Genomic DNA, 25,412 nt, shown 5'->3' with positions numbered 1-25,412 from the left:
CTGTCCGAATTGGTGCCTTCATTCCAACTCGCTCTGGCGTAAAGGAAGCTGGAGCGGTGTCACGTGAGGAGCGTCATATTCGTGACCGTGCGTCGCCCGTCATGTTCACGTAATTCGCGTGTTTTTCCAGGGGTTTTGGGTCGCGTGACACGCCGATAATCCACGGAGGGTGACCGGGAATTCCCACAAGGGATCAACAGGAACGCATTCGGACGGAACCCCTCACTTGTTCCCGTGCGTCTTCCTCGCTTACGTTCGCCACCAATCCGGACGGACGCCCAATCCTGCCGCCGCCCGGAGCCCGCGCACACTCACCCGACCACGGCAGGAGCGGGGGACCCACAGGTACAACCGCCTGTTCCGGTCTCCGGAACGGCTAGGGGTAAAGCCGCGTTTCGGCGCGGCCGGGCATCTCCAGCCCGCACCCGACAGCTCACCTCGCAGGCGCCGGAGAGGAATTCGCCATGCCCGCGAAGGGTAAGCACCGCCGCCCGAAGTCCCAGCGCTTCACCCGCTCCATCGCCGTCGCCGGAACCGGTGGCGCCGCTCTCGCCCTCCCGCTCATGGGAGCTACCGGCGCCCACGCCGCTCCCTCGCAGTCCACTTCGGAAAAGGCTGTTCAGTCCCTTCCGGCCGCCGAGAAGAAGGCGGTCGAGAAGAAGGCCGCCGAGAAGAAGACGGACGTGCGGACCTATTCGGTGAGAGTCGGCGATTACCTCTCGAAGATCGCCGACGAGCAGAACGTCAGCGGTGGCTGGAAGAAGCTCTACGCCGACAACCGCGAGGTCGTCGGTGAGGACCCGTCGCTGATCCACCCCGGTCTGAAGCTCACGATCGGCAAGAAGGCCACGGCGAGCGCCCCCAAGTCCTCGTCGCCTTCCTCCTCTTCGGCGCCCTCCAAGGACTCGTCCGCTTCGAAGTCCTCCACGAAGTCCTCCACGGAGTCCTCCGCGTCGAAGAAGACGACCACGGCCGCCCGGAGCGCCGACACGGCCACCGGCTTCTCCGCCCCCGTCGCCGGTGCCGCCGTCAGCACCGCCTACAAGGTGGCGGGCAGCATGTGGTCCAGCGGGTACCACACCGGCGTCGACTTCGTCACCCCGACCGGCACCGCACTGAAGGCCGTTGGCGCGGGCACCGTCGTCTCCGCGGGCTGGGGCGGCGCCTACGGCAACCAGGTCGTCATCCAGCTCGCCGACGGCTACTACGCCCAGTACGCCCACCTGTCGTCGCTCTCCGTCTCGGCCGGCCAGACCGTGACCGCGGGCCAGCAGATAGGCCTCTCCGGCGCGACCGGCAACGTGACCGGTCCGCACCTGCACTTCGAGATCCGCACCACGCCGGACTACGGCTCGGACCTGGACCCGGTCGCCTACCTCCGCTCCAAGGGTGTCCCGGTCGGCTGACGACCCTCCTCGGAACCACCTGCCTGACACGCCATCGAAGGCCGGACCTCGATCCCCGGGTCCGGCCTTCGGTGTGTCCGGCTGTGCTCGTTCATGATCGCTCCATTGCGGTCTTGTGGCAGAGCCGGCCAGGGTGTCGACAAGGAGGGGAAGGTGAGGCCACAGTGATCTCCATCATGGTGCAAGCGCTTTCTGCGATGGCTCCTGGAGGTTTCCGTGTCCGGCGTCCACAGACGTACGTCCCTGGCCGCCGCGGTGGCCGTGGGCTTGCTCCACGGTTCCTCGCAGCCCGCCTTCGCGTCCGATGCGTCGACTGTCGTACGCCCCGACGACAGGCGTCTCGTCTACGAGGGGCACTGGGGCCGCACCTCTGAAGCGGCCATCACCGTCAACTCGGGGTCCCGGCTGCGCTTCCGCTTCACCGGGGACAGCGTCCACGCCCTCTTCGGCGTCGCCTCGATCACCGTGCCCGCGCAGATCTACGTGTCGGTCGACGGCGGGCCGAAGCGCCTGCACGCGGTCGACCGGGGCGATCTGCGGATCGCGGCCGACGGCCGGGGGCCCCACTCGGTCGAGATCTCCGTCAAGGACGTCTTCTCCCGGGCCAACCGGTGGACTCCGCCGCTGGAGACGGGCGTCGTGCTGACCGGACTGCGGCTCGACGACGGCGTGCGTCTGCAGCCTCAACGCGCCCCCAGTACCCGGAAGCTGGCCTTCTACGGTGACTCCATCACGCAGGGCGTCATGGCTCTGTGCGAGGTGAACACCTCCGACTGCGCCGACGGTACGGCCGCCTACCCCACCCTCGTCGCCGACGCCCTGCGTGCCTCGCTCACCCAGGTCGGCTTCGGTCGCCAGGGTGTGATCCAGACCGGCAACGGGGGAGTGCCGGCCGCCCCGGACGCGTACGGCTGGAACCACGCGGGCTCCCGGGCCGACTCCGACCGCCGGGCCGACGTGATCGTGGTGAACCAGGGCACCAACGACGCGGCGTACGGCTCGGCCGAATTCCGCGCCGCCTACCGCGCCTACCTGGACAAGCTGCGGGCCGCCGCACCGCGCGCCCGCATCCTCGCGCTGCGCCCGTTCAACGGCGCCCACGCCGACGACATCGCGGCCGTGGTCGGTGAACTCGCGGACCCCCGCATCGAGTTCGTCGACACGACCGACTGGCTCTCGTCGGCGGACGGGGACTTCAACGGCACCGTCCACCCCAGCACTCAAGGCCATCGCAAGGTGGCCACCCGCCTGATCGCCCTTCTCGCAAAAGGGGTTCGAGTGCCCCCGCCTCCACACCCTCGCCCAGAATCCCGAGTGCGGCCTCGGCCGGACCGCGCGGGGTCACCCGCAGCCGACGTACACGCACCACTGCCCGGGCACCGACACCCGTCGCGTGCCGCAGCCCACCTTCACTTCCCGGAAGGGGCCGTCTCCCTTGACGACCACGCGTAGAGCATTCGGAACCCTGGCCGCCGGCGCCGCCCTCGCAGCCTTCGCCCCGGCGTGGACGGCGAGTGCCATGCCCCGTCACCGCCGCCTCATCGCCCACGACGACTTCCGTCATGGCCTGGGGCAATGGGCGGTGGAGCTCGAGAAGGGCGGCACCGTCACCGCCTCCCGCGGGCTCCTGGAGGTCGACGTACCCGCCGGTGCGACGGTCTGGTTCAAGAAGCGGCTGGAAGGGCCGTACGTCATCGAATACACGGCCACGCCCATATCGGAAGGCGGTGTCAACGACCGCGTCTCCGACCTGAACAACTTCTGGAACGCCACCGACGTCCGCTCCCCGGACGACATCTTCGCCACGCCGCGGAGCGGGGCGCTCGCCGAGTACGACTACCTCAAGACGTACTACGTCGGCTACGGCGCCAACACGAACACCACGACCCGGATGCGCCGGTACGTCGGCCAGGCGGGGATCCGCCCGCTGCTCTACGACTACACGGAGCCGCTGCTCGTGGCGAACGAGCCCAATCGGGTCCGGATCGTCTCCGATGGCTCGACGGTGCGCTGGTGGGACAACGGGCGGCTCGTCTTCGACCACACCGACCCGGAGCCGTACACCGGCGGGCACTTCGCGTTCCGCACCACATGGAGCCACTTCCGGATCAGCGACTTCAGGGTGTGGCGGTTGAGCCCACAACGCCCCTGATCAGAGGCTTATTCCAGGTTTGGTCAACGCTTTACAAGTGGCTTATCTCACCGCCCGTCAACCCTTCCTTACGGTCGCGTAGGTCACATTCGAAGGTGAATCATGTGCCGATGTGGCAGACGATTCGAAGAGTGACAGCAGATCAGTGATCGGGTCGTACGTTGCGGTGGGGGACAGCTTCACCGAGGGCGTCGGCGACCCCGGCCCCGACGGAGCGTTTGTCGGCTGGGCCGACCGGTTCGCGGTTTTGCTCGCAGACCGGCGGCCCGAGGGCGACTTCAACTACACGAACCTCGCCGTGCGCGGCAAACTGCTCGACCAGATCGTCGAGGACCAGCTTCCGAAGGCCGTCGAACTGGCCCCGGACCTGGTCTCGTTCTGTGCGGGCGGCAACGACATCATCCGACCCGGAACCGACCCCGACGAGGTGGCCGAGCGCTTCGAGCAGGCGATTGTCAGGCTCACCTCCGCCGTCGGCACAGTCATGGTGACGACCGGCTTCGACACCCGTGGCGTGCCCCTGCTGAAGCATCTGCGGGGCAAGATCGCCACGTACAACGGTCATGTGCGTGCCATCGCCGACCGGTACGGCTGTCCGGTGCTCGACCTGTGGTCCCTGAAGACCGTTCAGGACCGCAGGGCCTGGGATGGTGACCGGCTCCATCTGTCTCCCGAGGGGCACACGCGCGTGGCGCTCCGTGCGGGGCAGGTCCTCGGCCTGGAGGTGCCGGCCGACCCGGACCAGCCCTGGCCGCCGCTCCCGCCCCGCGGCACCCTCGAGATCCGCCGGGACGACGTCCACTGGGCACGCGAGTACCTGGTGCCGTGGATCGGGCGGCGCCTGCGCGGCGAGTCGTCGGGGGACCATGTGACGGCCAAGGGCACGCTGTCCCCGGACGACATCAAGATGCGGATCGACTCGGTGGCTTGAGGCGGCTCGGTGGCTTGAGGCGGCGCCTCGACGGTGTGTGGGCCGAGCCCTGCTCAAGGGGCGCGGCCCACACCGCTGTCATGGCCGGGGTGAACCGGCCCCTCGGCCATCGGCGACCTCACCGCGCCGACGCCGTCAACGCCTCCCGCTCCAGCCCCAGTTCCCGGGCGAGCGCCTCGTCCACCCACTCCTGGGCACGCGCGCGTGACACCGCGCCCGGGTACGACGTCAGCTGTACGGCGAGCCCGTCGAGGAGGGCCGTGAGGCGCAGGGCCGTGCCGGTGGGGTCCGGGCAGCGGAACTCGTTCGCGGCCACGCCCTGCGCGATGACCTCGGTGATGGCCGCCTTCCACTGCCGGTCAAGGTCCCGTGTGACCTCCTGCAACGCGGGCTCGCGCAGCGCCGCCGCCCAGCCCTCGATCCACAGCCGCCAGCCCTTGGCCTGACCGGTCGGCGCATACCAGCGTACGGCCGACCGCAACCGTCGCAGCGCCGTCGTACGGCGGCCGAGGAGTCGGCGCAGATGGCTCAGGTCGCCCTCCGCCGCGTGCGCGAACGCGGCGGCGACCAGCTTCTCCTTCGTGGCGAAGTGATAGAGCACCAGGGCGTTGCTCACCCCGAGCGTCGAGGCCACATCGGCGATCCTGACCGCCGACACGCCGCGCGCCTCTATCTGCTCCACGGCGGCCCGCAGCAACTCCTCACGCCGCTCCGCCACGCTCAACCGCACTCTTGCCACGCCGTCACCCTAAAGCCTCGCCCTGAACGGTTCCCGTGGTCGCGGTCGAGTGGCCCCTCGCTCCGCCGTCACCGGTGCCGGCCGAAGCGCTCGGTGATCAGCGGCAGCCGTTCGGCCGCGAGGGCGTGCGCCGCGGCCCGGGGCGCCGTCCCGTCGGCCTCGGCGCGGGCCAGGACGCGGTCGGTGAGAGCGCGCATCGAGCGCTGCGTGTGGGCGAACGCCTCGTCCGCATCCGCGCCGATGTCGCCGAACAGCGTCCACCACCACCAGGCGTTCGTGGCCGAGTTGACCACGACGTCCGGCAGCACGGTGACGCCCCGCGCGGCCAGCAGTTCCTCCGCGTCGGGCCGTACGGGCATGTTGGCCGCCTCGGCGATCCAGCGGGCGGTGATCCGGGTCTGGTTCGCGGTGTCGATCACGTACGAGACGGCCGCCGGCACCAGCACCTCGGCCTCGGCCGACAGCCAGGCGTCGCCCGGCAGTTCACGGTCGCCGGGGCGCAGCGCGGCGCGGTCGACCGTGCCGTACGGGTCGCGTGCCGCCAGCAGGGTCTCGATGTCGAGGCCCGCGGGGTTGGCGATGGTGCCCTTGATGTCGGCGACGGCCACGACCGTGAGCCCCGCGCGCGTGAGGAAGCGCGCCGTGGACCCGCCCATGGTTCCGAGCCCCTGCACGGCGACGCGCGTCCTCCAGTACGGCACACCGGCCCGGTCCAGCGCCGTGAGCACCGACTCGGCTACCCCGCAGCCACCGACCAGCTCGTCGAGCCCGATGCCGTCCACGTGGACCGCGAACGCGTCCGCGAGCCGCCGACGGGCGCCTGCCTCGTCGTCGAGCAGCGGATACACGGCCTGGACGGACGAGACGAGCCCCACCTCGGCGGCCGCCCGGTCGACCACGTCCTGAGTGAGACCGAGGTCCTCGCCCGTGGTCCAGAAGTTCTCGATGTACGGCCGCATGGTCCGCAGGTAGCGCACCAGGAGCCCGTACGCCTCGGGGTCGCGGGGGTCGCAGTCGATGCCGCCCTTGGCGCCGCCCAGGGGGACGTACCGCGCGTCGGGGTCGTAGTGCAGGGCCTCCTTCATGCTCATGCCGCGGGCGAGCCCGGTGACCTCGTCCAGCGTGCAGCCCGGCCGCATCCGCAGCCCGCCGCTGGACACGCCACGCACCAGCCGGTCGACGACCAGGAAGCCCTGGCGGCCGGTGACGTGGTCGGTCCAGGTGAGCGACAGCAGGGGGGTGGTCATGGGGTCTCCGGAGGAGGGAGGAGGGGGGGCGAGGTCCGTGTGCCGCACGCCTGCTGACGACGGGCGTTACTGAACGACGGGCCAGTATCGAAGCGAAGGCGTGGGCATGTCAACGTACTGAATGGATCTTCATGGGCGAGCCGGTTCGCCCATGGCGGCCGGGTCGTCGCGAGGGGCGGCCGGATTGTTCCCAGGGAGGCGGCCGGGCTTGTCACCAGGGGCGTCCGGGGTTGTCACCAGGGGGCGGCCAGGGATGTCCGAGGGCCCGCCCATAATGGAATTCCTCACCGACTCCACCTGGAGGTACCGTGGCCGGTTTTCGTTTCCCGAGCGCCGGGCTCAGCGCCCTGCGGCCCGAGGCCTTCGGCGTGGACCCGAGCGGTGAGCGCATGGCGCGTATCCGTAGATCGCCGCACTTCCGGGACGGGGTCTTCCAGAACCCCGGCGGTGCCGCCCGGACCAGACCCTCGGGCTCGATGACGGAGTTCGCGAAGGTCTTCTTCGACAAGGACACCCGGCCCCGCCGTGCCCCGAAGGGCACTGTCCCGGTGCACCCCACCACCTACGCCGACCTGGCGAAGCCGCCCGTCGGCGGGCTGCGCCTGACCTGGATGGGGCACTCCAGCGTCCTCGCGGAGATCGACGGTCACCGGGTGCTCTTCGACCCGGTGTGGGGCGAGCGCTGCTCCCCGTTCCCCTTCGCCGGGCCCAAGCGGCTGCATCCGGTGCCGCTGCCGCTCGCCGCGCTCGGGCCGGTCGACGTCGTCGTCATCTCCCACGACCACTACGACCACCTCGACCTGCCCACGATCAAGGCACTCGCCGACACGGACACGCTCTTCGCGGTACCGCTCGGCGTGGGCGCCCACCTCGAACGCTGGGGCGTGTCCGCCGACCGGCTGCGCGAGCTGGACTGGCACGAGACGACGAAGGTCGGCGGCCTCGCCCTGACCGCCACCCCGGCCCGCCACTTCTGCGGCCGCGGACTGCGCAACACGCAGCACACACTCTGGGCGTCCTGGGTCGTCGCCTCGGACGAACACCGGATCTACCACAGTGGTGACACCGGCTACTTCGACGGCTTCAAGGACATCGGCGCGGACCACGGCCCGTTCGACGCCACGATGATCCAGCTCGGTGCCTACTCGGACTTCTGGCCCGACATCCACATGACGCCGGACGAGGGCGTCCGCGCTCACCTCGACCTCCAGGGCGGCGATCCGACCGTGGGCGTCATGCTGCCGATCCACTGGGGCACCTTCAACCTGGCGACACATCCGTGGGCGGAGCCGGCGGAGTGGACGATGCGGGCCACCCACAAGGCCGGGGTCACGATGGCGGCTCCGCGCTGCGGCGAGCCCTTCGAGCCGGCCTCGGTGCCGCCCGTGACGCCGTGGTGGCGGGAGGCGGCCGAGGCACCCGCCGAGGGCTGGCCGACGTGGCCGCCGGTGGCGCCGGGGGCACCGGAGGCGGACAGCGTGGTGGTCGCCTAGGGCGGCGGGGTCCCGGCCTCGCGGGTGGGAGCTGACCCGTCCTGATGCGATGGCTGCGGAACGTTCAAGCGGTCGGGGCGGATCGGGGTGGACCGGGGCGGGGTGGACCGGAGCGCGGCGGGGTGGACCTAGTGGCCCCGGGCGGGGCGGGGTGGACCTAGTGGCCCCGGGCGCGGCGAGGCAGGGCCAAGAAGGGACGCGGGTCCGGGCAGAGACAGGTGGGCTGGTCCATGGGGGAGTGATTCCCACTCCTGTCGGGCCGAGGTGCCGGGCGTCCGTCGGGGCGGGGTCTCCACCCTGGCGTAAAGCGAAACAGCGCGCGCGTTGTTGGCCCCGCGCGCCCCTGCGGGGCGGTTCGCGCGGGGGGCGTGGGAGTGCGTCTGGGCGCCCGCGGGACTGTGTGCGCCGCTACGGCCGGTGACGTTCTGGGCAGCGGACGGCTGGGCGTGCGGGGTGCTGAAATCGTCCCGGCCGGGGCCGGCGATGGCGCGGGAACGGCCGGTCGGCGAGGGGTGGGGCGTGTGAAGTGCCCCGCCCCTCGACTTTTCTTCGTGACCACTTCTGACCAGGCCTGATCGCTGGGTTGCTCCTTATGGGCGAACGGTGGAGCGGGTTATCGGTCTGTCGTACGAGACCTCATACCAGAGCGGGACGTTGCCTGCCGGACTTTGTCAACTGCCCACCGCACATGATGCAGAGGCGACTACTGTCAGTGTCCGTCGGGCGACGCGGAGCCGAATGCGTCGGCTCTGTCGACCGACATCGCGATGGCGCATGCCCCGGGCCGCGCAGACCCGCGCGCACCCCAAGGCCCCGACCGACGGACCAGTACTGAGGACCCCGATGTCTCAACTCCGCGCCCCGGCCGCACGCGCAGACCGCCGTGAGGGCGGGCGGCACGGGCGCCCGGCCGCCCGCACCGCAACCGCGTTGCCCGAGACCCACATACGGCCCCAACTGCTGCGTCTGGCCGTGCTGCCGCCCATCGCGGTGGCGCTCAGCGCCTGCGCAGCCGTGCTGTTCGTCGTGCGCACCACCGGAGTGCGGCCGAGCCTCACGCTGTGGGCGGTGCTCGCCGGCGCGGTCTCAGTGACCCTCGCGGGCATCCTGATCGCCGCAGTGGCCGCCAACCGCACCGCCAAGTCCGTGAGCGACCGCATCGGCGCCCTGCGACGCAGCAGCGCGCGCGGCGAGGCCGATCTGCGAACTCTCGTCGACGCACTGCGGCGCGGCGACGGGCCACCGAAGCGCAAGGCACGCAGCGGTCCGCCCGAGGACGCCGACGACTTCGAACTGCTCGCCGCCGACCTGGCCCGCGCCCACGACGGGGCCGTCACCGCCGTCGTCCAGGCATCCCAACTCTCCAGCCAGACGGGCAGCGAACAGAAGCTCGAGGTCTTCGTCAACCTCGCCCGGCGTCTTCAGTCGCTGGTGCACCGCGAGATCTCGATCCTCGACGAGCTGGAGAACGAGATCGAGGACCCCGACCTGCTCAAGGGCCTCTTCCACGTCGACCACCTCGCCACCCGCATCCGCCGCCACGCCGAGAACCTCGCCGTGCTCGGCGGCGCCGTCTCCCGCCGGCAGTGGAGCAACCCCGTCTCCATGACCGAGGTGCTGCGCTCGGCCATCGCGGAGGTCGAGCAGTACTCGCGGGTCAAGCTCGTGCCGCCGATCGACGGCACCCTGCGGGGGCACGCCGTCGCCGACGTCATCCACCTGCTGGCCGAACTCGTCGAGAACGCCACGGTGTTCTCCGCCCCGCACACCCAAGTGCTGCTCCGAGCCAACCTCGTGACCTCGGGGCTCGCCGTCGAGGTCGAGGACCGCGGCCTCGGCATGCCCCTCGGCGAGCAGAACCGCATGAACGCCTTGCTCGCCGACCCCGACCAGGTCAACGTCGCCAGCCTGCTGGCGGACGGGCGCATCGGGCTGTTCGTGGTGTCGCAACTCGCCAAACGGCACGGCATCCATGTGCGCCTGCAGAACAATATCTACGGCGGTGTCCAGGCCGTTCTCGTGGTGCCGCAGGCGCTGTTGGGGACGGAACCGGGGGCCCGTGGAGGCGCGGCGCGGGCGCAGGAGCCGCCGTCGGCCCCACGGCAAGGAGCTGCGGGAACGTCCGTACCGCCGCGCTCCCCGGCGCAGTCCCGTCCGCAGCAGGCGTCGGTGCCGGTGCCGCCCCAGCAGCAGCGGCAGTCGGCGTCGGCCGGGTCGGAGGGCGGGCAGCGGGGCGGACGGCAGGGCGAGCAGTGGGGTGGGCGGCAGGGCGAGCAGTGGGGTGGGCGGCAGGGCGGACTGCGGGGTACCGCCGAGGCGGCGCCGGGGACGCCGGGTCGGCAGGAGCCGCAGGCCGGTGCCAGGGGCGCGGCACCCAGGACGAACGGCAGCGGACCGGCGCCGTTGCCCGTGCGCGGCGCCCGCGAGGAGCGGGCCAACCCGGCGGAGGCCGTGCCCGGCATCAGGCCCGACGAACGCCGGCGCCTCGAGGAGAACACGGTCACAGCGCTGACCCCGCGCAACGACACCGTCCGCGGCACCATGAGCAAGCCCCAACTGCCCCGTCGCCGCGCCCAGGAACACATCGTCCCCCAACTCCGTGAAGGCCCCGCCCCGCGACAGGAGTCCGACTGCCTCGCCGGGCACGACCCTGGGCTGATGGCGGCCTTCCAGCGGGGGGTCGGGCTTGCGGAGACGCAGCAGCAGATGGAGGCGGCGCATATGGATGCGGCGCACGTGGAGACCGGGCATGTGGAGACCGGGCACGTGGGGGTCAGGCACATGGACGTCGGACACGTAGATGCCGGCCGTATTGATGCCAGGCCCACGGGGGCGGGACCTATGGATGCCGCGCACATGGGGGGCGGGCACATGCCCGACGGGTCCGTGGAGTTGGGGCACGCGGAATCTGAACGAGGGGGACCGGGCCTGGGCGGCGGGCACATTGATGCGCTGCATACGGAGGCAGGACACATGGATGCGCGGCATATGGGCGCCGGCCACATGGGCGCCCCGCACATGGTGTCAGGCCACACGCCGGCCCACACCGCGCCGGGCCACACGACGTCTGGCCACCTGGTCGCGGATCACCTGGTCTCGGGGCACATGGACGCGGGCCACATGGGCTCGGCACACACCCCCACCGCACAACCGACCGCGGTCGCATCCGTATACAAGCGCTCACCGCACACGACCTCTGACACGAGCTCGCCCGACCCCCAACCGACACGCCTGGACCCCAACCCCTCCGAGCCAACCCACCTGGAGTCCGTGCGTCCGGCGACGATCCACCTGGAGCCGACGAGCCTCGACCCGGGTCGACCGCAGCCCACACATCTGCGCCCCACCTCCCTGGATGCACTCCACACCGACGTGGCCCCCATGACCCCCCGGCCGCCCATGGACGTATCGCCCATGGACCCGGCCCACATAAGCGGGACGCACCCCGGGTCCGCGCCCGGCGTCGACCACCCCACCCGGCACGACGGGAGCGCACCGGCCGGATGACCATGCCCCTGACCAGCTCGAAGTCCGCCTGGAAGACCAGCCCCACCCCCAGCGCTCCCGCAGACCTTCGTACCTCAAGGAGTCGATCCATCATGGCGAGCGAAGCGCCGACCGCCCATGTGTCCGATCTCGACTGGCTGATGAGCGGCCTCGTACAGCGCGTACCGCACACCACCAGTGCGGTGCTCCTCTCCTGCGACGGGCTCGTGAAGTCGGTTCACGGCCTCGACCCGGACAGCGCCGACCACATGGCCGCCCTGGCCTCAGGCCTGTACTCCCTCGGTCGCAGTGCCGGGGTCCGTTTCGGCGACGGCGGGGACGTGCGCCAGGTCGTCGTCGAACTCGACTCGACCCTGCTCTTCGTGACCACGGCCGGTTCCGGCACCTGTCTCGCTGTGCTGGCCGGCCGCGAGGCCGACGCGGCGGTGCTGGGCTACGAGATGGCGATGCTGGTCAAGAGCGTCCGCCCCTACCTGGTGACAGCACCCCGGCAGCACTCCGTCGAACCGTCGGCGTTGAGGCCTTGAACGTGACGGCGGCCGGTGACGGGCCTTGGCTCGACGATGCGGCCGGACGGCTGGTGCGCCCTTTCACGGTCAGCAACGGCCGTACCCGGCCCACCGTCGCGCTCGACCTCATGTCGCAGGTGAGGGCCACCGGGGCGACCCCCCTCGGCTACCTCGGCCCCGAGCACGAGCAGGCGCTCGACCTGTGCCGCGGTCCCGTCTCGGTCGCCGAGGTCGCCGCCCACCTGAAGCTGCCGGCGGTGGTCACCAAGGTGCTGCTGTCGGACCTCGTCGACGGCGGGGCGCTCACCACCAAGCCCCCCGAGTTCCACCACAACCCGACAGACCGGGCCCTTCTGGAGGCAGTGCTCGATGGACTACGACGACAGCTCTGACCCGTTCCCCACCGCGCTGAAGATCTTGGTGGCGGGAGGGTTCGGGGTCGGCAAGACGACCTTCGTGGGCGCGGTGAGCGAGATCGCGCCGCTCAGTACGGAGGAACTGCTCACCACGGTCAGCGCCGCGACCGACAGTCTGGAGGGCGTCGAGAACAAGGTCGAAACGACGGTCGCCATGGACTTCGGCCGCATCACACTCGATCCGGAACACGTGCTGTATCTGTTCGGCACGCCCGGACAGGAACGCTTCTGGTTCATGTGGGACGAGCTCTCGGAGGGCGCGCTCGGCGCGGTCATCCTCGCCGACACCCGGCGCCTGGAGGACTGTTTCGCCGCTGTGGACTTCTTCGAGCAGCGAGGCCTCGGTTTCATCGTCGCGATCAACGAGTTCGACGGTGCTCACCGGTACGAACCCGAGGAGGTCCGCGCCGCCATCGACCTCGACCCGGAGATCCCCGTCGTCCGCTGCGACGCCCGGATCTCCAGCTCCAGTGTCCAGACCCTGCTGACCCTCGTCCGGCACCTCATCGCCCACACGCCGGCACACGCGCCGAGCCACGGCGCACACATGTGACACCCGCACATCCCAGGACGGAGCCGCATATGACCTACGCCCACAGCGACGGAATCCGCCCATGAGCTACGGCCCACCCCGCCCGGTCGCTCGCCTGCTGCTCACCCCCGAGGACAAGGAGGCCCCCGCCCGCGCACGGCGGCTGCAGAGACTGGGCCTGGGAGAGCACGCGGACCCGGCTCTCGATGTCGTCGCGGACCATCTGGCCGCACTCACCGGGGCGCCCTACGCCATGGTGAACTTCATCGGCGAGGATCGGCAGTTCTTCGCCGGGCTGCATGTACGGCACGCCGTGAGCCTTGCGCGGGCTGCCGACATCAAGCCGCAACTGGGCCGCCATATGGAGCGCGACCATGGGTTCTGCCCCCATGTGGTCGTTCGACGCAAGGCGCTGGTCCTGGAGGACGTCTGCGACTATCCGCGGTTCGCGGGAAATCCGATCGTCGACGAGTTCGGTATCCGCTCCTATCTGGGCGCTCCGCTGATCGACTCCACGGGGATGGCGCTGGGCACGGTGTGCGTGGTCGACGTGGAGCCGCGGCCGTGGGGGAAGGCCGGGCTGGAGACGATCAAGGCATCGGCGGCGGAGCTGGTGATACGGCTGGAGCGGCGGGCGGCGGACGGGCTGCCGCTGTAGGCGTCAAGCTCGTTGCCGTACAGGGGAATTGATGGCTCGGACCGCCTCGGAACTCCCATGGAAGAGGGGCATCATGACCGACCTGCGTCTCGGCGCCCTCGGCTTCGGCCTGCGCGGTTCCCTCGCCCGTACCGCGCACCGCCCCGGCCAGGGCTCCCGCGTGAGCCTCGTCGCCGACCCCGACCCGGCGCGACGGGACGAGGCCACGGCCCGCCTTCCCGGCGTGCACACGGTCGACGACCACCGCAAGGTGATCGACGCCCCCGACGTGGACGCCGTCCTCGTCCTCACACCGGACCACACCCACGCCGACCTCGCCTGCGAGGCCCTGCGCGCGGGCAAGCCCGTCTTCGTCGAGAAGCCCCTGGACATCACCGTCGAGCGCTGCGACCGCATCCTGCGCACCGCCCGCGAGACCGGAACCCGGCTGTACGTCGGGCACAACATGCGGCACATGCCGGTGGTCCGGCTCATGCGCGACATCGTCGCACGGGGCGAGGTCGGCGCGGTCAAGACGGTCTGGGTGCGCCACTTCGTCGGCTATGGAGGCGACTGGTACTTCAAGGACTGGCACGCCGAACGCCGGTACACCACCGGGCTGTTGCTGCAGAAAGGCGCCCACGACCTCGACGTACTGCACTGGCTCGCGGGCGGGTACACGCGCCGCGTGCAGGCGTTCGGCGACCTCATGGTGTACGGCGACAACCCGCACCGCCGGGCGCCGGGCGAGCCGAAGGCGGCCGACTGGTACACGGAGGACGGCCACTGGCCGCCGCACACACAGCGGGCGCTCAACCCCGTGATCGACGTCGAGGACGTGTCCCTGGTCAACATGTGCCTGGACAACGGGGTGTTGGCCGCCTACCAGCAGTGCCATTTCACCCCGGACTACTGGCGCAACTACACGGTCATCGGTGACACGGGCCGCCTCGAGAACTTCGGGGACGGGCCGGGCGCGGTGGTGAAGGTGTGGAATTCCCGCCGCTCCCTCCACCGCGAGCAGGCCGACGCCGCCCATGTGGTCCCGGAGGTGGCGGACGGCGCCGGGCACGGCGGGGCGGACGCGCTGATCATCGACGAGTTCCTGCGCTTCGTACGGCAGGGAGGGCGCACGGACACCTCGCCGGTGGCCGCGCGGATGGCCGTCGCGGCGGGATGCCGGGCGACCGAGTCCCTGCGTGCGGGGGGTGTCGTACGGGATATCCCGGACCTGGATCCGGAGCTGGTCGCCTACTTCGAACGAGGGCAGGCGTGAAGCAAAGCTGTGGCGCCGCTTAAGAAATCCTCGATGGACCGGGGCGGCGCCGTACGGCAGATTGCTACGCGATTCCACCCCTCTCCCCGGTTGCGGGCTCCCTCGGCATGCCCGGGGCGCCCCAGCCGGGACTCACCCTCAGGAGCCGTAGCGTTGAAGGCGCTGGTCAAGGAGAAGGCGGAGCCCGGGCTCTGGCTCGCGGACGTCCCGGAACCGGCCGTCGGACCCGGCGACGTACTGATCAAGGTGCTGCGCACCGGGATCTGCGGCACCGATCTGCACATCCGGTCCTGGGACGGCTGGGCCCAGCAGGCGATCCGCACCCCGCTCGTGGTCGGGCACGAGTTCGTCGGTGAGGTCGTGGAGACCGGCCGTGACGTCGCGGACATCGCCGTGGGCGACCGGGTGAGCGGCGAGGGCCACCTCGTCTGTGGCAAGTGCCGCAACTGCCTCGCCGGACGGCGCCACCTGTGCCGGGCCACCATCGGCCTCGGCGTCGGCCGCGACGGTGCCTTCGCCGAGTACGTCGCCCTGCCCGCAGCCAATGTGTGGGTGCACCGCGTGCCCGTCGACCTCGATATCGCGGCGATCTTCGACCCGTTCGGCAACGCCGTGCACACCGCGCTGTCGTTCCCGCTGGTCGGCGAGGACGTCCTGATCACGGGCGCCGGTCCGATCGGCCTGATGGCGGCCGCGGTGGCCCGGCACGCGGGCGCGCGCAACGTCGTGATCACCGACGTCAGCGAGGAACGGCTGGACCTGGCGCGCAAGGTGGGCGTGAGCCTCGCACTGAACGTGTCGCGGTCGAGCATCGCCGAGGGGCAGCGCGAACTCGGTCTGCGCGAGGGCTTCGACATCGGTCTGGAGATGTCCGGCCGCCCCGAGGCCATGCGCGACATGATCGCCAACATGACCCACGGCGGCCGTATCGCCATGCTGGGCCTGCCGGCGCAGGAGTTCCCGGTCGACTGGGCCCGGATCGTCACCTCGATGATCACCATCAAGGGCATCTACGGCCGCGAGATGTTCGAGACCTGGTACGCGATGTCCGTCCTGCTGGAGGGCGGTCTCGACCTCGCGCCCGTGATCACCGGCCGGTACGGCTACCGCGACTTCGAGGCGGCGTTCGCCGACGCGGCGAGCGGCCGTGGCGGCAAGGTCATCCTCGACTGGACCGCGTAACCCACTGCTGCGTAACCCCCCTCAATCGCGAGCACCTTCAGGAGATTTCCGATGTTCGACTCTGTGCGCGACGACCTGCGCGCCACCCTCGACGAGATCCGCGCGGCCGGCCTGCACAAGCCCGAGCGCGTGATCGGCACCCCGCAGTCGGCGACCGTCGGCGTCACCGCGGGCGGCCGCCCGGGCGAGGTCCTCAACTTCTGCGCCAACAACTACCTCGGACTCGCCGATCACCCCGAGGTGATTGCCGCCGCCCACGAGGCCCTGGACCGCTGGGGCTACGGCATGGCCTCGGTCCGCTTCATCTGCGGCACGCAGGAGGTGCACAAGGAACTGGAGGCGCGGCTGTCCGCCTTCCTCGGCCAGGAGGACACGATCCTGTACTCCTCCTGCTTCGACGCCAACGGCGGCGTGTTCGAGACGCTGCTCGGCCCCGAGGACGCGGTGATCTCCGACGCGCTGAACCACGCGTCGATCATCGACGGCATCCGGCTGTCCAAGGCCCGCCGCTTCCGCTACGCCAACAGCGATCTGGCCGACCTGGAAGCCCAGTTGAAGGACGCGTCCGACGCCCGACGCCGACTGATCGTCACCGACGGCGTGTTCTCCATGGATGGCTATGTGGCCCCGCTGCGCGAGATCTGCGACCTCGCCGACCGCTACGACGCCATGGTCATGGTCGACGACTCGCACGCCGTCGGCTTCGTCGGCCCCGGCGGCCGCGGCACGCCCGAGCTGCACGGCGTCATGGACCGCGTCGACATCATCACCGGCACCCTCGGCAAGGCACTCGGCGGCGCCTCCGGCGGCTACGTGGCGGCCCGCGCCGAGATCGTCGCCCTGCTGCGCCAGCGCTCACGGCCGTACCTCTTCTCCAACACGCTCGCCCCGGTGATCGCGGCGGCCTCGCTCAAGGTCCTCGACCTGCTGGAGTCGGCGGACGACCTGCGTGTGCGGCTGAACGAGAACACCGCGCTGTTCCGCCGCCGGATGACCGAGGAGGGCTTCGAGATCCTCCCCGGCGAGCACGCCATCGCGCCCGTGATGATCGGCGACGCGGCCAAGGCGGGGCGGCTGGCGGAGCTGCTGCTGGAGCGGGGCGTGTACGTCATCGGCTTCTCGTACCCGGTCGTGCCGCAGGGCCAGGCCCGCATCCGCGTCCAACTGTCCGCCGCGCACTCGACGGACGACGTCAACCGTGCCGTGGACGCCTTCGTAGCGGCCCGGGCGGAACTGGAAGCCTGACGTCCGGCCGGCTCGGACATATTGCGATAATCGATCCCATGATCGAAGCGCGGCGGCTCCACATTCTCCGTGCGGTGGCCGACCACCGTACGGTGACGGCGGCTGCCGCCGCGCTGTATCTGACCCCGTCGGCGGTCTCCCAGCAGCTGACGGCGCTCGAGCAGGAGACGGGCCACCGCCTGGTGGAGCGCGGCGCCAAGGGAGTACGGCTGACCCCGGCCGGCGAGATCCTGCTCAGCCACACCAACGCCGTCCTCGCCCAGCTGGAGCGCGCGGAGGCCGAGCTCGCGGCGTACGGCTCGGGCGCGGCCGGCACGGTCACGGTGGCCTCCTTCGCGACCGGCATCGCCCAGGTCGTCGCGCCGGCGGTGGCCCGCCTCGCCGAGACGTCCCCCGGCATCCGCATCCGCGTCCAGGACGCCGAGGGCGACGCCAGCCTGCCGATGGTGCTGGACCGGCAGGTCGACATCGCGGTGGCCGTCGAGTATCGGGGGGCGCCGCCCGCCGACGACCCGCGCCTGTCCCACGTACCGCTGTACGCCGAGCCCTTCGACGCGGTCGTCCCGGTGAGCCACCGGCTGGCCGACGCGGCCGAGGTCCCGCTCGCCGAGCTGGCCAAGGACCCGTGGATCGGCCCGTACCCCGGCAACCCCTGCCACGACGTGGTCGTCCTGGCCTGCGAGAACGCCGGTTTCCAGCCCTGCCTGGAACACTCCTCGGACGACTTCCGCGCGGTCGTGGCCCTCGCCTCGGCCGACGCGGGCGTGGCGCTCGTCCCGCGCTCGGCGCTGCGGGGCATGGACCTCACGGGCGTCGTCGTACGGCCCGTGGACGGGGTCGCGCCCACGCGCAGGGTCTTCGCGGCCGTGCGGCGAGGTGCCGAGGAGCACCCGCTGATCCGGCCGGTGCTGGAAGCGCTCGGAGAGGCGGCGGGGGAGTGAGCCTCCCGTAACACGGGCGTTTCATATACGGGATAGCGTCCCGGATATGAGACAGACCTCAGGCTGGGACGGTGACGCCCCGGACCCCATCCCGCCCGACCCCGCCCCGGACACGGTCGACACCCGCCTCGGTAGCCGCCTTGCCGAGCTGCGGGCCGAACGTGGCTGGTCGCTCGGGGAGTTGGCGGAACGCACCGGTATCAGCCGCTCGACCCTGTCCCGGGCCGAGCGGGCGGAGATCAGCCCCACCGCCTCGCTGCTGAACCGCCTGTGTCACGTCTACGGCCGGACCATGTCCCAACTGCTCAGCGAGGTCGAGTCCGAGCCCGCGCTGCTGGTGCGGGCGGCCGAGCAGCCGGTATGGGAGGACCGCGCCTCCGGATTCGTACGCCGTTCGGTGTCGCCGCCGCACGCCGGGCTGCGCGCCGAACTCGTCGAGGGACAGCTCACCGCGGGCGCCGACATCGCGTACGACAGGCCGCCCGTACCGGGGTTGGAGCAGCACATCTGGGTGTTGGAAGGGGAGCTCGGCGTGACGGTTCAGGAGGTCGAGCACCGTCTCGGTGCCGGGGACTGTCTGCGGATGCGGGTGTGGGGGCCGACGCGGTTCCGGTGCGCGGGGCCCGGAGCGGTGCGGTACCTGCTGGCGGTGGTGCTGCCGTGATCGTGACGCGACTGGACGAGGCCCAACTGCTCGACAGGATCGAGGAGTTGGCTGACCTGCTGGTGGACACCGTGCAGGACGGTGCCTCGGTCGGCTTCCTCGCGCCCCTCGACCGTACGGCGGCCATGGCCTGGTGGAAGGGGCGCGCGGCCGGCGTCGGCGCCGGGCGGCTGGCCGTGTGGGTGGCGCAGGAGGGCGGGCGAACCGTTGGCACGGTCAGCCTGGACTTCCCCGACAAACCGAACAGCCGCCACCGCGCCGAGTTGGTCAAGCTGATGGTGCACCGGAACGCGCGGGGGCGGGGCCTCGGCCGCAGACTCCTGACGACCGCGGAGCAGGCGGCGATCGGCGCCGGTGTCACCCTCCTCCACCTGGACACCGAGACCGACAGCCTCGCCGAGCGCCTGTACGACTCGGCCGGCTGGACCCGCGCCGGGGTGATCCCCGACTACGCGGCGAGCCCGGCCGGAGTGCTGCGGCCCACGACGATCTACTACAAGTACCTGTGACCGGTCGCCCGACTGTCAGCGCCGCGGCCCGATTGTCAGTGCCGCATGGAACACTCCCCGTCGTTGATCGACAAAGGGCCCAAAGGGTCGAACGAGCGGTACGCCAAGGGGGATTGCCTGGCATGAGTGTGAGCATTTCGTTCATCAGCGCGACGACGGAGGAGCTGGACAGGGCGGAGCGGGAGCCGAGTTGGGCCGAGGAATACGTCGACCAGCTGTACGACGGCGACAACTTCCCGGCACCGGACCGCCCCTTCGGCGGGCCCGACAAGGCTTGGGGCGGCCTCCAGTTCCTGTTCGACGAGGCGGAGGTGCCTCTCGAATTCCTGATGGACGGGTTCATGATCCTGGAGGACGGCACACTGTTCGGGTGGGACGCGGAACAAATAGCGAGCCTGGCCCGGCAGTTGAGGGAAACCCCGTGGGAGCGGTTGGCGGCCCACTATGATCCGGAGCGGATGGCGAAGGAGGACGTGTACCCCAATATGTGGAAATTCGACCCCGAGGGCGAGCTCGGCTGGCTCGAGTACGCCTACGAGGGGCTGGTCGAGTTCTTCGGCGCGGCGGCCGAGCGCGGCCTCGGGGCGTTCATGAACTTCAGCTTCTAGGGTCCGTTACCGGGGGCCGTCGCGTCGGGGGGCAGTCCGGGCCCTCTCACCAGGTGATTGTCAGTGCCGGCCGCTACCGTGCCTCTCATGCCGGATGCCGAAGACGTACGCCGTATCGCCCTCTCTCTGCCGGACACGACGGAGAAGATCGCCTGGAGCATGCCCACGTTCCGGGTCGCGGGCAAGATGTTCGCCACACTGCCCGAGGACGAGACCTCCATCGCGGTGCGCTGCCCCAAGGAGGAGCGCGACGAACTCGTCCTGGCCGAGCCGGAGAAGTTCTGGATCGCCGACCACGAGGCGCAGTTCGCCTGGGTGCGGGTCCGGCTCGCCGCCGTCGAGGACGAGGACGAACTGCGCGACATCCTCGCCGACTCCTGGCGCCAGGCCGCACCGTCGCGCCTGCTGGATGCCTACCCCGAGTTGGGCCTGCCGACGGCAGAGTGATCATCCGCCCGGTATGCCGTGGACATCCCGGGCACCCCGGATAAAGGAGTGCGCGACCACCGACCCGAGTGCGGTATTGTTTCCATGCGCGTTCGGCCGGGGGAAACCCCAGGTCAGACGGCACCGGGACGTGGCGCAGCTTGGTAGCGCACTTGACTGGGGGTCAAGGGGTCGCAGGTTCAAATCCTGTCGTCCCGACGGTGTCGACCAGCGGGTTTGCCGATCATGGCAGGCCCGCTGATCGCTTTTGTGTGACAGGTGGGGGATGTTGTCGCATCCGTACCTTGCGCATCCTGTGGTCGTGGTCGTGGTCGTGGACAGTGCCCGCCATTCATCTTCTTCCGGCACCATCGGCTCATGCCCCGCTCCGAAGCACGCGTCGTCACCGACCGACCGCACCGCTATGCCAAGCAACTCGCCTCCCACCTGGGCCGCCGCAGCCAGACCAGCTGGGACGAAGAGGCGGGGGAGGGCCGGATCGTCTTTCAGGGCGGCACCGGCACCCTTGCCGCGACCGAGGGGGCCCTCCTGCTGTCGGTGGAGGCCGACGCCGAGCGCTTGGGGCTGTTCGAGGACGTCGTGGGTCGGCATCTGGTCCGCTTCGGCACGAAGGACGAGCTGGTGGTGGAGTGGCACCGGGACAGCGGAGAGCCGGGCACGGTCCAGCGCAACGCCGGGGAGCCGGGGGCGGTCCGGCACGACTCCGGCAAGTCGGAGTGAGCGTGTGAGGACCGCGTAGCCGACTGTCGAATCGCTCTTCCGAGGGCGTTCTGTCGCTTCGCCGTCTCAGGTGGCGCTCCTCGGTCGGCAGCGGCGCAGCTCGGCGGCGGCTTCGCCGGTGACGAGTCCCCGCGCGACCAGCCGTCCGCCCCGTGGAAGGCCGCTTGCAGACGGCTCAGCGCGGTGCTCCTCTCGGACGGCCGCGGGACGGTCATCAGCAGCTGCCCCTCCCGCCCTTCCCGCACCTCGAAATCCGGACCCGCGACGATCGTGCGCACCAGCCCGGGCGGCGCCGCAAGACGCACCAGGCAGGCGAGGGATGCGCCGATGGGCAGCTCGACGCCCAGCGGCGCGACCAGCTAGGGGACCGCGGTGCCGGCCGCCAGGACCACCGTCGACGCAGGATCGAACCCTTCGGACGAACTCCGGCCGCACCGAGGACCACCTGCGCCCCCAGCGCGCGAGCGGCTCGCCCCAGCGCCCGTGACCGCCACCGGATCCACCCCGCCCGTGTGATCTCGTCGGCCCCCACCCGGAACCGGCCCTCGGCCAAGTCGGGCCCCGGAGTGGCGCCCCATGTCAGCGAACCGCTCCAGTGCACCGTGACGTCCGGCAGCTCGGCCGCCAGCCGCCGGTAGTCCGCCAGTACCGAACCCCGCAGATCCTGTGCGCCACCGGGCCACTCGCTCGCCGTCCGAGCCCCCGATCCACGCGAAGGAGCCGCCGGCCCCCCGGTCGCCGGTGCGGCGCCCCGGTCGATCAGGGTCACGGGGGCTCCACAGCGCGCCAGGTGGTACGCCAGGGACGCACCGACGATCCACGGAGCCGACTACGACGACGGACACGCCCCACCGTCCCCCTTCGCCGGTCAGTCCACGCAGCCCACATGCGCCAGCGCCTGCTTCAGCAGCACCCCGTGCCCGCCCGGCATCTCGCTCTGCACCGCCGGCGACAGGGCCTCCTGCGGGCTGAACCAGACCAGGTCGAGGGCGTCCTGGCGGGGGCGGCAGTCGCCGGTGACCGGGACGACGTAGGCGAGGGAGACCGCGTGCTGGCGCGGGTCGTGGTACGGCGTGATGCCCTGTGTCGGGAAGTACTCCGCGACGGTGAACGGCTGCAGGGAGGTCGGGACGCGGGGGAGCGCCACCGGGCCGAGGTCCTTCTCCAGGTGGCGCAGAAGGGCGTCGCGGACCCGCTCGTGGTGCAGCACGCGGCCGGAGACCAGGGTCCGGCTGACCGTACCGTCCGGTCCCATGCGCAGCAGGAGGCCGACGCTGGTGACCTCGCCGCTGTCGTCGACGCGCACGGGCACGGCCTCGACGTACAGGATCGGCATGCGGGCGCGTGCCATCTCCAGGTCGTCGGGGGACAGCCAACCGGGCGTGGTTTCGGTCATGTCAGACATTGCTTGATCATACTTTCCGGGAATTGCGAACGCTCAGTCGCGGGGCTGACGGGGTTCGGGGGCGGGCAGTCCGTAGGGGCAGGTCTCCAGCGCCTCCGCCGCGAGGACCGGGTCGGCCGGGTCGGCCACCGACTGCCCGGCCATCCCGTGCGGTCCCTGCTGCACGTCAGGGTTTCACGGCCACGGCGCCGTACTGCGGCACCGGGGCGGGGGAGCCGGGGGCGCGCCACTGCGAGCAGGACACCATGCCAGGCTCCAGCAGCTCCAGCCCGTCGAAGAACGCGGTGATGTCCGTGCCGCTGCGGGCCGTGATCGGCGGTGTGGCGTTCTCGTTCCAGAACTTCATCGCCGGGATCTGGCCCTCGCCGCCGAGCTCGGAGTCGAAGGTCGGGTGGGTCAGGACGAGGTGGCTGCCGGAGGGGACCGCGGCCAGGACGCGCCGTACGATCTCGCGGGCCTTGTCGTAGTCCAGGACGAAGTTGAGGATGCCCAGCATCATCACGGCGACGGGCTCGGTGAAGTCCAGGGTCTGCCCGGCGCGTTCGATGATGGCGTCCGGGTCGTGCACATCGGCGTCGATGTAGGCGGTGACGCCCTCACGGGTGCCGGTGAGCAGCGTGCGGGCGTGCACGAGGACGATCGGGTCGTTGTCGACGTACACGATCCGTGAGTCGGGCGCGACGAGCTGGGCGATCTCATGGGTGTTCTCCGCCGTGGGCAGCCCGGTGCCGATGTCCAGGAACTGCCGCACGCCTCGCTCCTCGGCCACGAAGCGCACCGCCCGGCCGAGGAACTCGCGGTCCGCGCGGGCGATGTCCCGGATGATCGGGAACATCCCGGCGACCTGCTCGCCGACCTGCTGGTCGACCTCGTAGTTGTCCTTGCCGCCGATCCAGTAGTTCCACACGCGCGCGTTGTGCGCCACACCGGTGTTCAGCTTCGCCGACCCGCCCGACGGGGTGTGGCCATCACTCACGACTCGTCCTCTCCTCGCACGAACGACCGAAACCGGCCATCGCCGCCATTGTGCCGTCCCGTTGATCACGCTGTCCCGGGAATCGGCAGAGCCGGTGGCCGGTACGGCTGTTGGCGTGCGGCGGGGAGAACTGCCGGAGGTGTCACTCGATCTAGCTGGGGCTCGCCGCGGGCGTCTTGCCGGCCCGAACGTCCTTGAGGCGCTGGGTGCCGTTCTCCAGGGCCTCCTTGACGGAGTCGTCCTCGCCCCCGTCGAGGCCGCCCGCCGTGACGGTGATCGCGTCGGCACCGACGCGTACGGCTGCCACGTTCAGGGTGAGCGTGGCGGGCGTGTCGTCGACCGTGCCCTTCACCGTCACCAGCAGGCCCTCACGGGCGTCGCCCACGTCGGGCAGCGAGGTTTCGACGACCTGAACGGTGCGCTGCTCGCCGTTGTCGTTCGCGGTGAACTGATCACACTTCTGAGGCAGGGTCGCCATCCAGTCCAGGGAGTCCTGCGGGTCGGTCCGGTCATAGGCGGCGACCTGGTACAGCAGGCGCGAGTCGCCCGCCTCGAAGCCGCGCAGCGCGGACGCGCCCGACGGTCTGCCCAGCAGGTCGTCGTCGAAGAGGGAGTTGAGGAGCCGCTGACAGTCGGCCGCGTCGGCCTTGGCGGTGAGGAAGTCCGAGATGTCGACGGTGCCGATGAGCAGGCTGTCGTGCCAGTTCTCGGCCGTGGTGTCCTTGACCTGCGTCCAGTCGTCCTCGATGTCCGCCTCGGTGATCAGCGCGGTCTGTGCGCCGTCCTCGCTGAGAGTGGGGCTGGGAGAGTAGGTCGGCTGCTTCCGGGCGAGGGGGGACGCGGAGACCTCCGAGGTCCGTGAACCGCTTCCGGCGTCGTCGTCCGAGCAGGCCGCGGTGGTCAGCAGCGCGCCTGCCGCCAGGGCAGCGGAGACGACACGGACGGGGCGGGAAGGACGACGGCTCATCGCGGGGCCTCCTGAGACACGGGACAGGTGTCCTCAGGGCACCACTGGCCCTCTCGGCCCACCAGCGGCACCGGCCCGTTCGGGTGAGCACGGCCGGGCGGGGCGACGGGTCATGTGCCGGGCTGCCCGTACCCGTGCTGCCAGGCCCAGGCGGCGATCTCGACACGGTTCCGGGCGGACAGTTTGAGCTGCACGCTGGACAGGTGCGTCTTGACCGTGGACAGGGAGACGTACAGCTCGGCGGCGATCTCGGCGTTCGTACGGCCGAGGGCGACCAGGCGGACGACGTCGAGCTCGCGGTCGGTGAGGGGCTCCGAGGGCGGGGCGGGCTTCGCCGGGACAGGGCCGGCGGAGAGGGTCTGCGGGGCCGTTACGTGCTTGAGCAGGCGGACCGTGACCGACGGCGAGACCAGCGAGTCGCCGGCCGCGGCGGCGCGGACCGCCTCCGCGAGGAGGGTGGGCCCCGAGTCCTTCAGCAGGAACCCGCACGCGCCGCCGCGCAGCGCCCCGTACACGTATTCGTCGAGGTCGAAGGTCGTCACCACGACCACCCGCATCGGGTCCGCCACCTGGGGACCCGCCAGCAGCCGGGTCGCCTCCAGGCCGTCCAGCTTCGGCATCCGGATGTCCAGCAGACACACGTCCGGCCGCTCCCGCCGGGCCAGCGCCACCGCCTCCTCGCCGTCGGCGGCCTCGGCCACCACGGTGATGTCGGGCTGGGCGTCGAGGAAGAAGCGGAAGCCGGTGCGGACCATCTCCTGGTCGTCGGCGATGAGGACGCGGATGGGCGCGCCGGGCGAGGTCGGGGCGGTCATGGGTCGATCATGCCTTACGGGGTTGACGGGTGGGGCGGCCCCGAGCAGGCCTGGTGGAGTCCCCTGCGGTTCGGCAGTGCGCCAAGGA

At 70.9% G+C, this 25,412-nt stretch carries 24 protein-coding genes, 1 tRNA gene, 1 pseudogene and 1 riboswitch; of the genes and pseudogenes, 20 read left to right on the top strand and 6 right to left on the bottom strand.

What is annotated here, in order from left to right; genetic code table 11:
• Positions 1 to 302 precede the first annotated feature (302 nt).
• Positions 303 to 460, top strand: a riboswitch (cyclic di-AMP (ydaO/yuaA leader).
• Positions 461 to 464: 4 nt separating this feature from the next.
• From ACTMVF_RS16185 to ACTMVF_RS16170, 4 genes are all read left to right on the top strand, one after another.
• Entirely contained in the window at positions 465 to 1,406 is a 942-nt protein-coding gene (locus ACTMVF_RS16185; RefSeq protein WP_441271716.1) for a peptidoglycan DD-metalloendopeptidase family protein, read from the top strand.
• 216 nt (positions 1,407 to 1,622) lie between these two features.
• On the top strand, positions 1,623 to 2,858 hold the full coding sequence (locus ACTMVF_RS16180) for a GDSL-type esterase/lipase family protein (protein ID WP_441271715.1): 1,236 nt from the start codon (positions 1,623 to 1,625) through the stop codon (positions 2,856 to 2,858).
• A complete protein-coding gene (locus tag ACTMVF_RS16175) occupies positions 2,842 to 3,558 on the top strand; it encodes a DUF6250 domain-containing protein (protein WP_441271714.1) in 717 nt (238 codons plus the stop codon). Before ACTMVF_RS16180 ends, ACTMVF_RS16175 begins: the two co-directional genes overlap by 17 nt.
• A 145-nt stretch (positions 3,559 to 3,703) precedes the next feature.
• On the top strand, positions 3,704 to 4,489 hold the full coding sequence (locus ACTMVF_RS16170; protein WP_441271776.1) for an SGNH/GDSL hydrolase family protein: 786 nt from the start codon (positions 3,704 to 3,706) through the stop codon (positions 4,487 to 4,489).
• Between the two features lie 118 nt (positions 4,490 to 4,607).
• Here ACTMVF_RS16170 and ACTMVF_RS16165 read toward each other — a convergent pair whose 3' ends face one another.
• Positions 4,608 to 5,228 carry a TetR/AcrR family transcriptional regulator gene (locus tag ACTMVF_RS16165; RefSeq protein WP_441271713.1) on the bottom strand — a complete coding sequence of 207 codons (621 nt, stop codon included), beginning with the start codon at positions 5,226 to 5,228 and terminating at the stop codon, positions 4,608 to 4,610.
• Positions 5,229 to 5,296: 68 nt separating this feature from the next.
• Positions 5,297 to 6,475, bottom strand: a complete 1,179-nt coding sequence (locus tag ACTMVF_RS16160) for a Glu/Leu/Phe/Val dehydrogenase dimerization domain-containing protein (protein WP_441271712.1) — start codon at positions 6,473 to 6,475, stop codon at positions 5,297 to 5,299.
• A gap of 308 nt (positions 6,476 to 6,783) precedes the next feature.
• Between ACTMVF_RS16160 and ACTMVF_RS16155 the strand changes: the two genes are divergently transcribed.
• The 16 genes and pseudogenes from ACTMVF_RS16155 (at position 6,784) to ACTMVF_RS16080 (ending at position 21,161) form a co-directional block, all read left to right on the top strand.
• Positions 6,784 to 7,968, top strand: a complete 1,185-nt coding sequence (locus ACTMVF_RS16155; protein ID WP_441271711.1) for an MBL fold metallo-hydrolase — start codon at positions 6,784 to 6,786, stop codon at positions 7,966 to 7,968.
• An 843-nt stretch (positions 7,969 to 8,811) separates the two neighbouring features.
• Positions 8,812 to 10,512, top strand: a pseudogene (locus tag ACTMVF_RS16150) (ATP-binding protein); the annotation flags it as partial.
• 1,055 nt (positions 10,513 to 11,567) lie between these two features.
• Positions 11,568 to 12,002 (top strand): roadblock/LC7 domain-containing protein, encoded by a 435-nt coding sequence (locus ACTMVF_RS16145; RefSeq protein WP_399106822.1) that lies wholly within the window; start codon positions 11,568 to 11,570, stop codon positions 12,000 to 12,002.
• A gap of 2 nt (positions 12,003 to 12,004) precedes the next feature.
• Positions 12,005 to 12,376 carry a DUF742 domain-containing protein gene (locus tag ACTMVF_RS16140; RefSeq protein WP_441271775.1) on the top strand — a complete coding sequence of 124 codons (372 nt, stop codon included), beginning with the start codon at positions 12,005 to 12,007 and terminating at the stop codon, positions 12,374 to 12,376.
• On the top strand, positions 12,354 to 12,953 hold the full coding sequence (locus ACTMVF_RS16135; protein WP_301995278.1) for a GTP-binding protein: 600 nt from the start codon (positions 12,354 to 12,356) through the stop codon (positions 12,951 to 12,953). Before ACTMVF_RS16140 ends, ACTMVF_RS16135 begins: the two co-directional genes overlap by 23 nt.
• 61 nt (positions 12,954 to 13,014) lie before the next feature.
• The gene (locus ACTMVF_RS16130; RefSeq protein ID WP_441271710.1) at positions 13,015 to 13,590 is read left to right on the top strand and encodes a GAF domain-containing protein; all 576 of its coding nucleotides are present in this window, start codon (positions 13,015 to 13,017) and stop codon (positions 13,588 to 13,590) included.
• 73 nt (positions 13,591 to 13,663) lie between these two features.
• Positions 13,664 to 14,845: a Gfo/Idh/MocA family protein gene (locus tag ACTMVF_RS16125; protein ID WP_441271709.1), complete on the top strand. Its 1,182-nt coding sequence runs from the start codon at positions 13,664 to 13,666 to the stop codon at positions 14,843 to 14,845.
• Positions 14,846 to 14,998: 153 nt separating this feature from the next.
• Positions 14,999 to 16,027, top strand: a complete 1,029-nt coding sequence (gene tdh, locus ACTMVF_RS16120) for an L-threonine 3-dehydrogenase (protein ID WP_441271708.1) — start codon at positions 14,999 to 15,001, stop codon at positions 16,025 to 16,027.
• Positions 16,028 to 16,078: 51 nt separating this feature from the next.
• A complete protein-coding gene (locus tag ACTMVF_RS16115) occupies positions 16,079 to 17,272 on the top strand; it encodes a glycine C-acetyltransferase (RefSeq protein ID WP_441271707.1) in 1,194 nt (397 codons plus the stop codon).
• Positions 17,273 to 17,310: 38 nt separating this feature from the next.
• On the top strand, positions 17,311 to 18,213 hold the full coding sequence (locus ACTMVF_RS16110; protein ID WP_441271706.1) for a LysR family transcriptional regulator: 903 nt from the start codon (positions 17,311 to 17,313) through the stop codon (positions 18,211 to 18,213).
• A 46-nt stretch (positions 18,214 to 18,259) separates the two neighbouring features.
• The gene (locus tag ACTMVF_RS16105) at positions 18,260 to 18,877 is read left to right on the top strand and encodes a helix-turn-helix domain-containing protein (RefSeq protein WP_441271705.1); all 618 of its coding nucleotides are present in this window, start codon (positions 18,260 to 18,262) and stop codon (positions 18,875 to 18,877) included.
• A complete protein-coding gene (locus ACTMVF_RS16100; RefSeq protein WP_441271704.1) occupies positions 18,874 to 19,386 on the top strand; it encodes an N-acetyltransferase family protein in 513 nt (170 codons plus the stop codon). The genes ACTMVF_RS16105 and ACTMVF_RS16100 overlap by 4 nt, the downstream gene beginning before the upstream one ends.
• 122 nt (positions 19,387 to 19,508) lie before the next feature.
• On the top strand, positions 19,509 to 19,994 hold the full coding sequence (locus tag ACTMVF_RS16095) for a YfbM family protein (RefSeq protein ID WP_441271703.1): 486 nt from the start codon (positions 19,509 to 19,511) through the stop codon (positions 19,992 to 19,994).
• An 87-nt stretch (positions 19,995 to 20,081) separates the two neighbouring features.
• A complete protein-coding gene (locus ACTMVF_RS16090; protein ID WP_441271702.1) occupies positions 20,082 to 20,441 on the top strand; it encodes an MmcQ/YjbR family DNA-binding protein in 360 nt (119 codons plus the stop codon).
• Positions 20,442 to 20,565: 124 nt separating this feature from the next.
• A tRNA-Pro gene (locus ACTMVF_RS16085) sits at positions 20,566 to 20,639 on the top strand.
• Between the two features lie 159 nt (positions 20,640 to 20,798).
• Positions 20,799 to 21,161: a DUF2218 domain-containing protein gene (locus tag ACTMVF_RS16080; RefSeq protein WP_441271701.1), complete on the top strand. Its 363-nt coding sequence runs from the start codon at positions 20,799 to 20,801 to the stop codon at positions 21,159 to 21,161.
• A gap of 868 nt (positions 21,162 to 22,029) precedes the next feature.
• Here the strand turns inward: ACTMVF_RS16080 and ACTMVF_RS16075 are convergent.
• From ACTMVF_RS16075 to ACTMVF_RS16060, 4 genes are all read right to left on the bottom strand, one after another.
• Positions 22,030 to 22,557: an NUDIX hydrolase family protein gene (locus tag ACTMVF_RS16075; protein WP_441271774.1), complete on the bottom strand. Its 528-nt coding sequence runs from the start codon at positions 22,555 to 22,557 to the stop codon at positions 22,030 to 22,032.
• Positions 22,558 to 22,732: 175 nt separating this feature from the next.
• Positions 22,733 to 23,542 carry an SAM-dependent methyltransferase gene (locus ACTMVF_RS16070; protein ID WP_441271700.1) on the bottom strand — a complete coding sequence of 270 codons (810 nt, stop codon included), beginning with the start codon at positions 23,540 to 23,542 and terminating at the stop codon, positions 22,733 to 22,735.
• Between the two features lie 151 nt (positions 23,543 to 23,693).
• The gene (locus tag ACTMVF_RS16065) at positions 23,694 to 24,509 is read right to left on the bottom strand and encodes a hypothetical protein (protein WP_441271699.1); all 816 of its coding nucleotides are present in this window, start codon (positions 24,507 to 24,509) and stop codon (positions 23,694 to 23,696) included.
• Between the two features lie 110 nt (positions 24,510 to 24,619).
• The gene (locus ACTMVF_RS16060) at positions 24,620 to 25,324 is read right to left on the bottom strand and encodes a response regulator (RefSeq protein WP_441271698.1); all 705 of its coding nucleotides are present in this window, start codon (positions 25,322 to 25,324) and stop codon (positions 24,620 to 24,622) included.
• Positions 25,325 to 25,412: the final 88 nt, after the last annotated feature.

The sequence above is a fragment of the Streptomyces sp. SD31 genome, assembly GCF_052068475.1.
Taxonomy (GTDB): domain Bacteria; phylum Actinomycetota; class Actinomycetes; order Streptomycetales; family Streptomycetaceae; genus Streptomyces.
The sequence above is the reverse complement of the archived record's forward strand: the minus strand, read 5'-3'. Positions and strand labels throughout refer to the sequence as shown.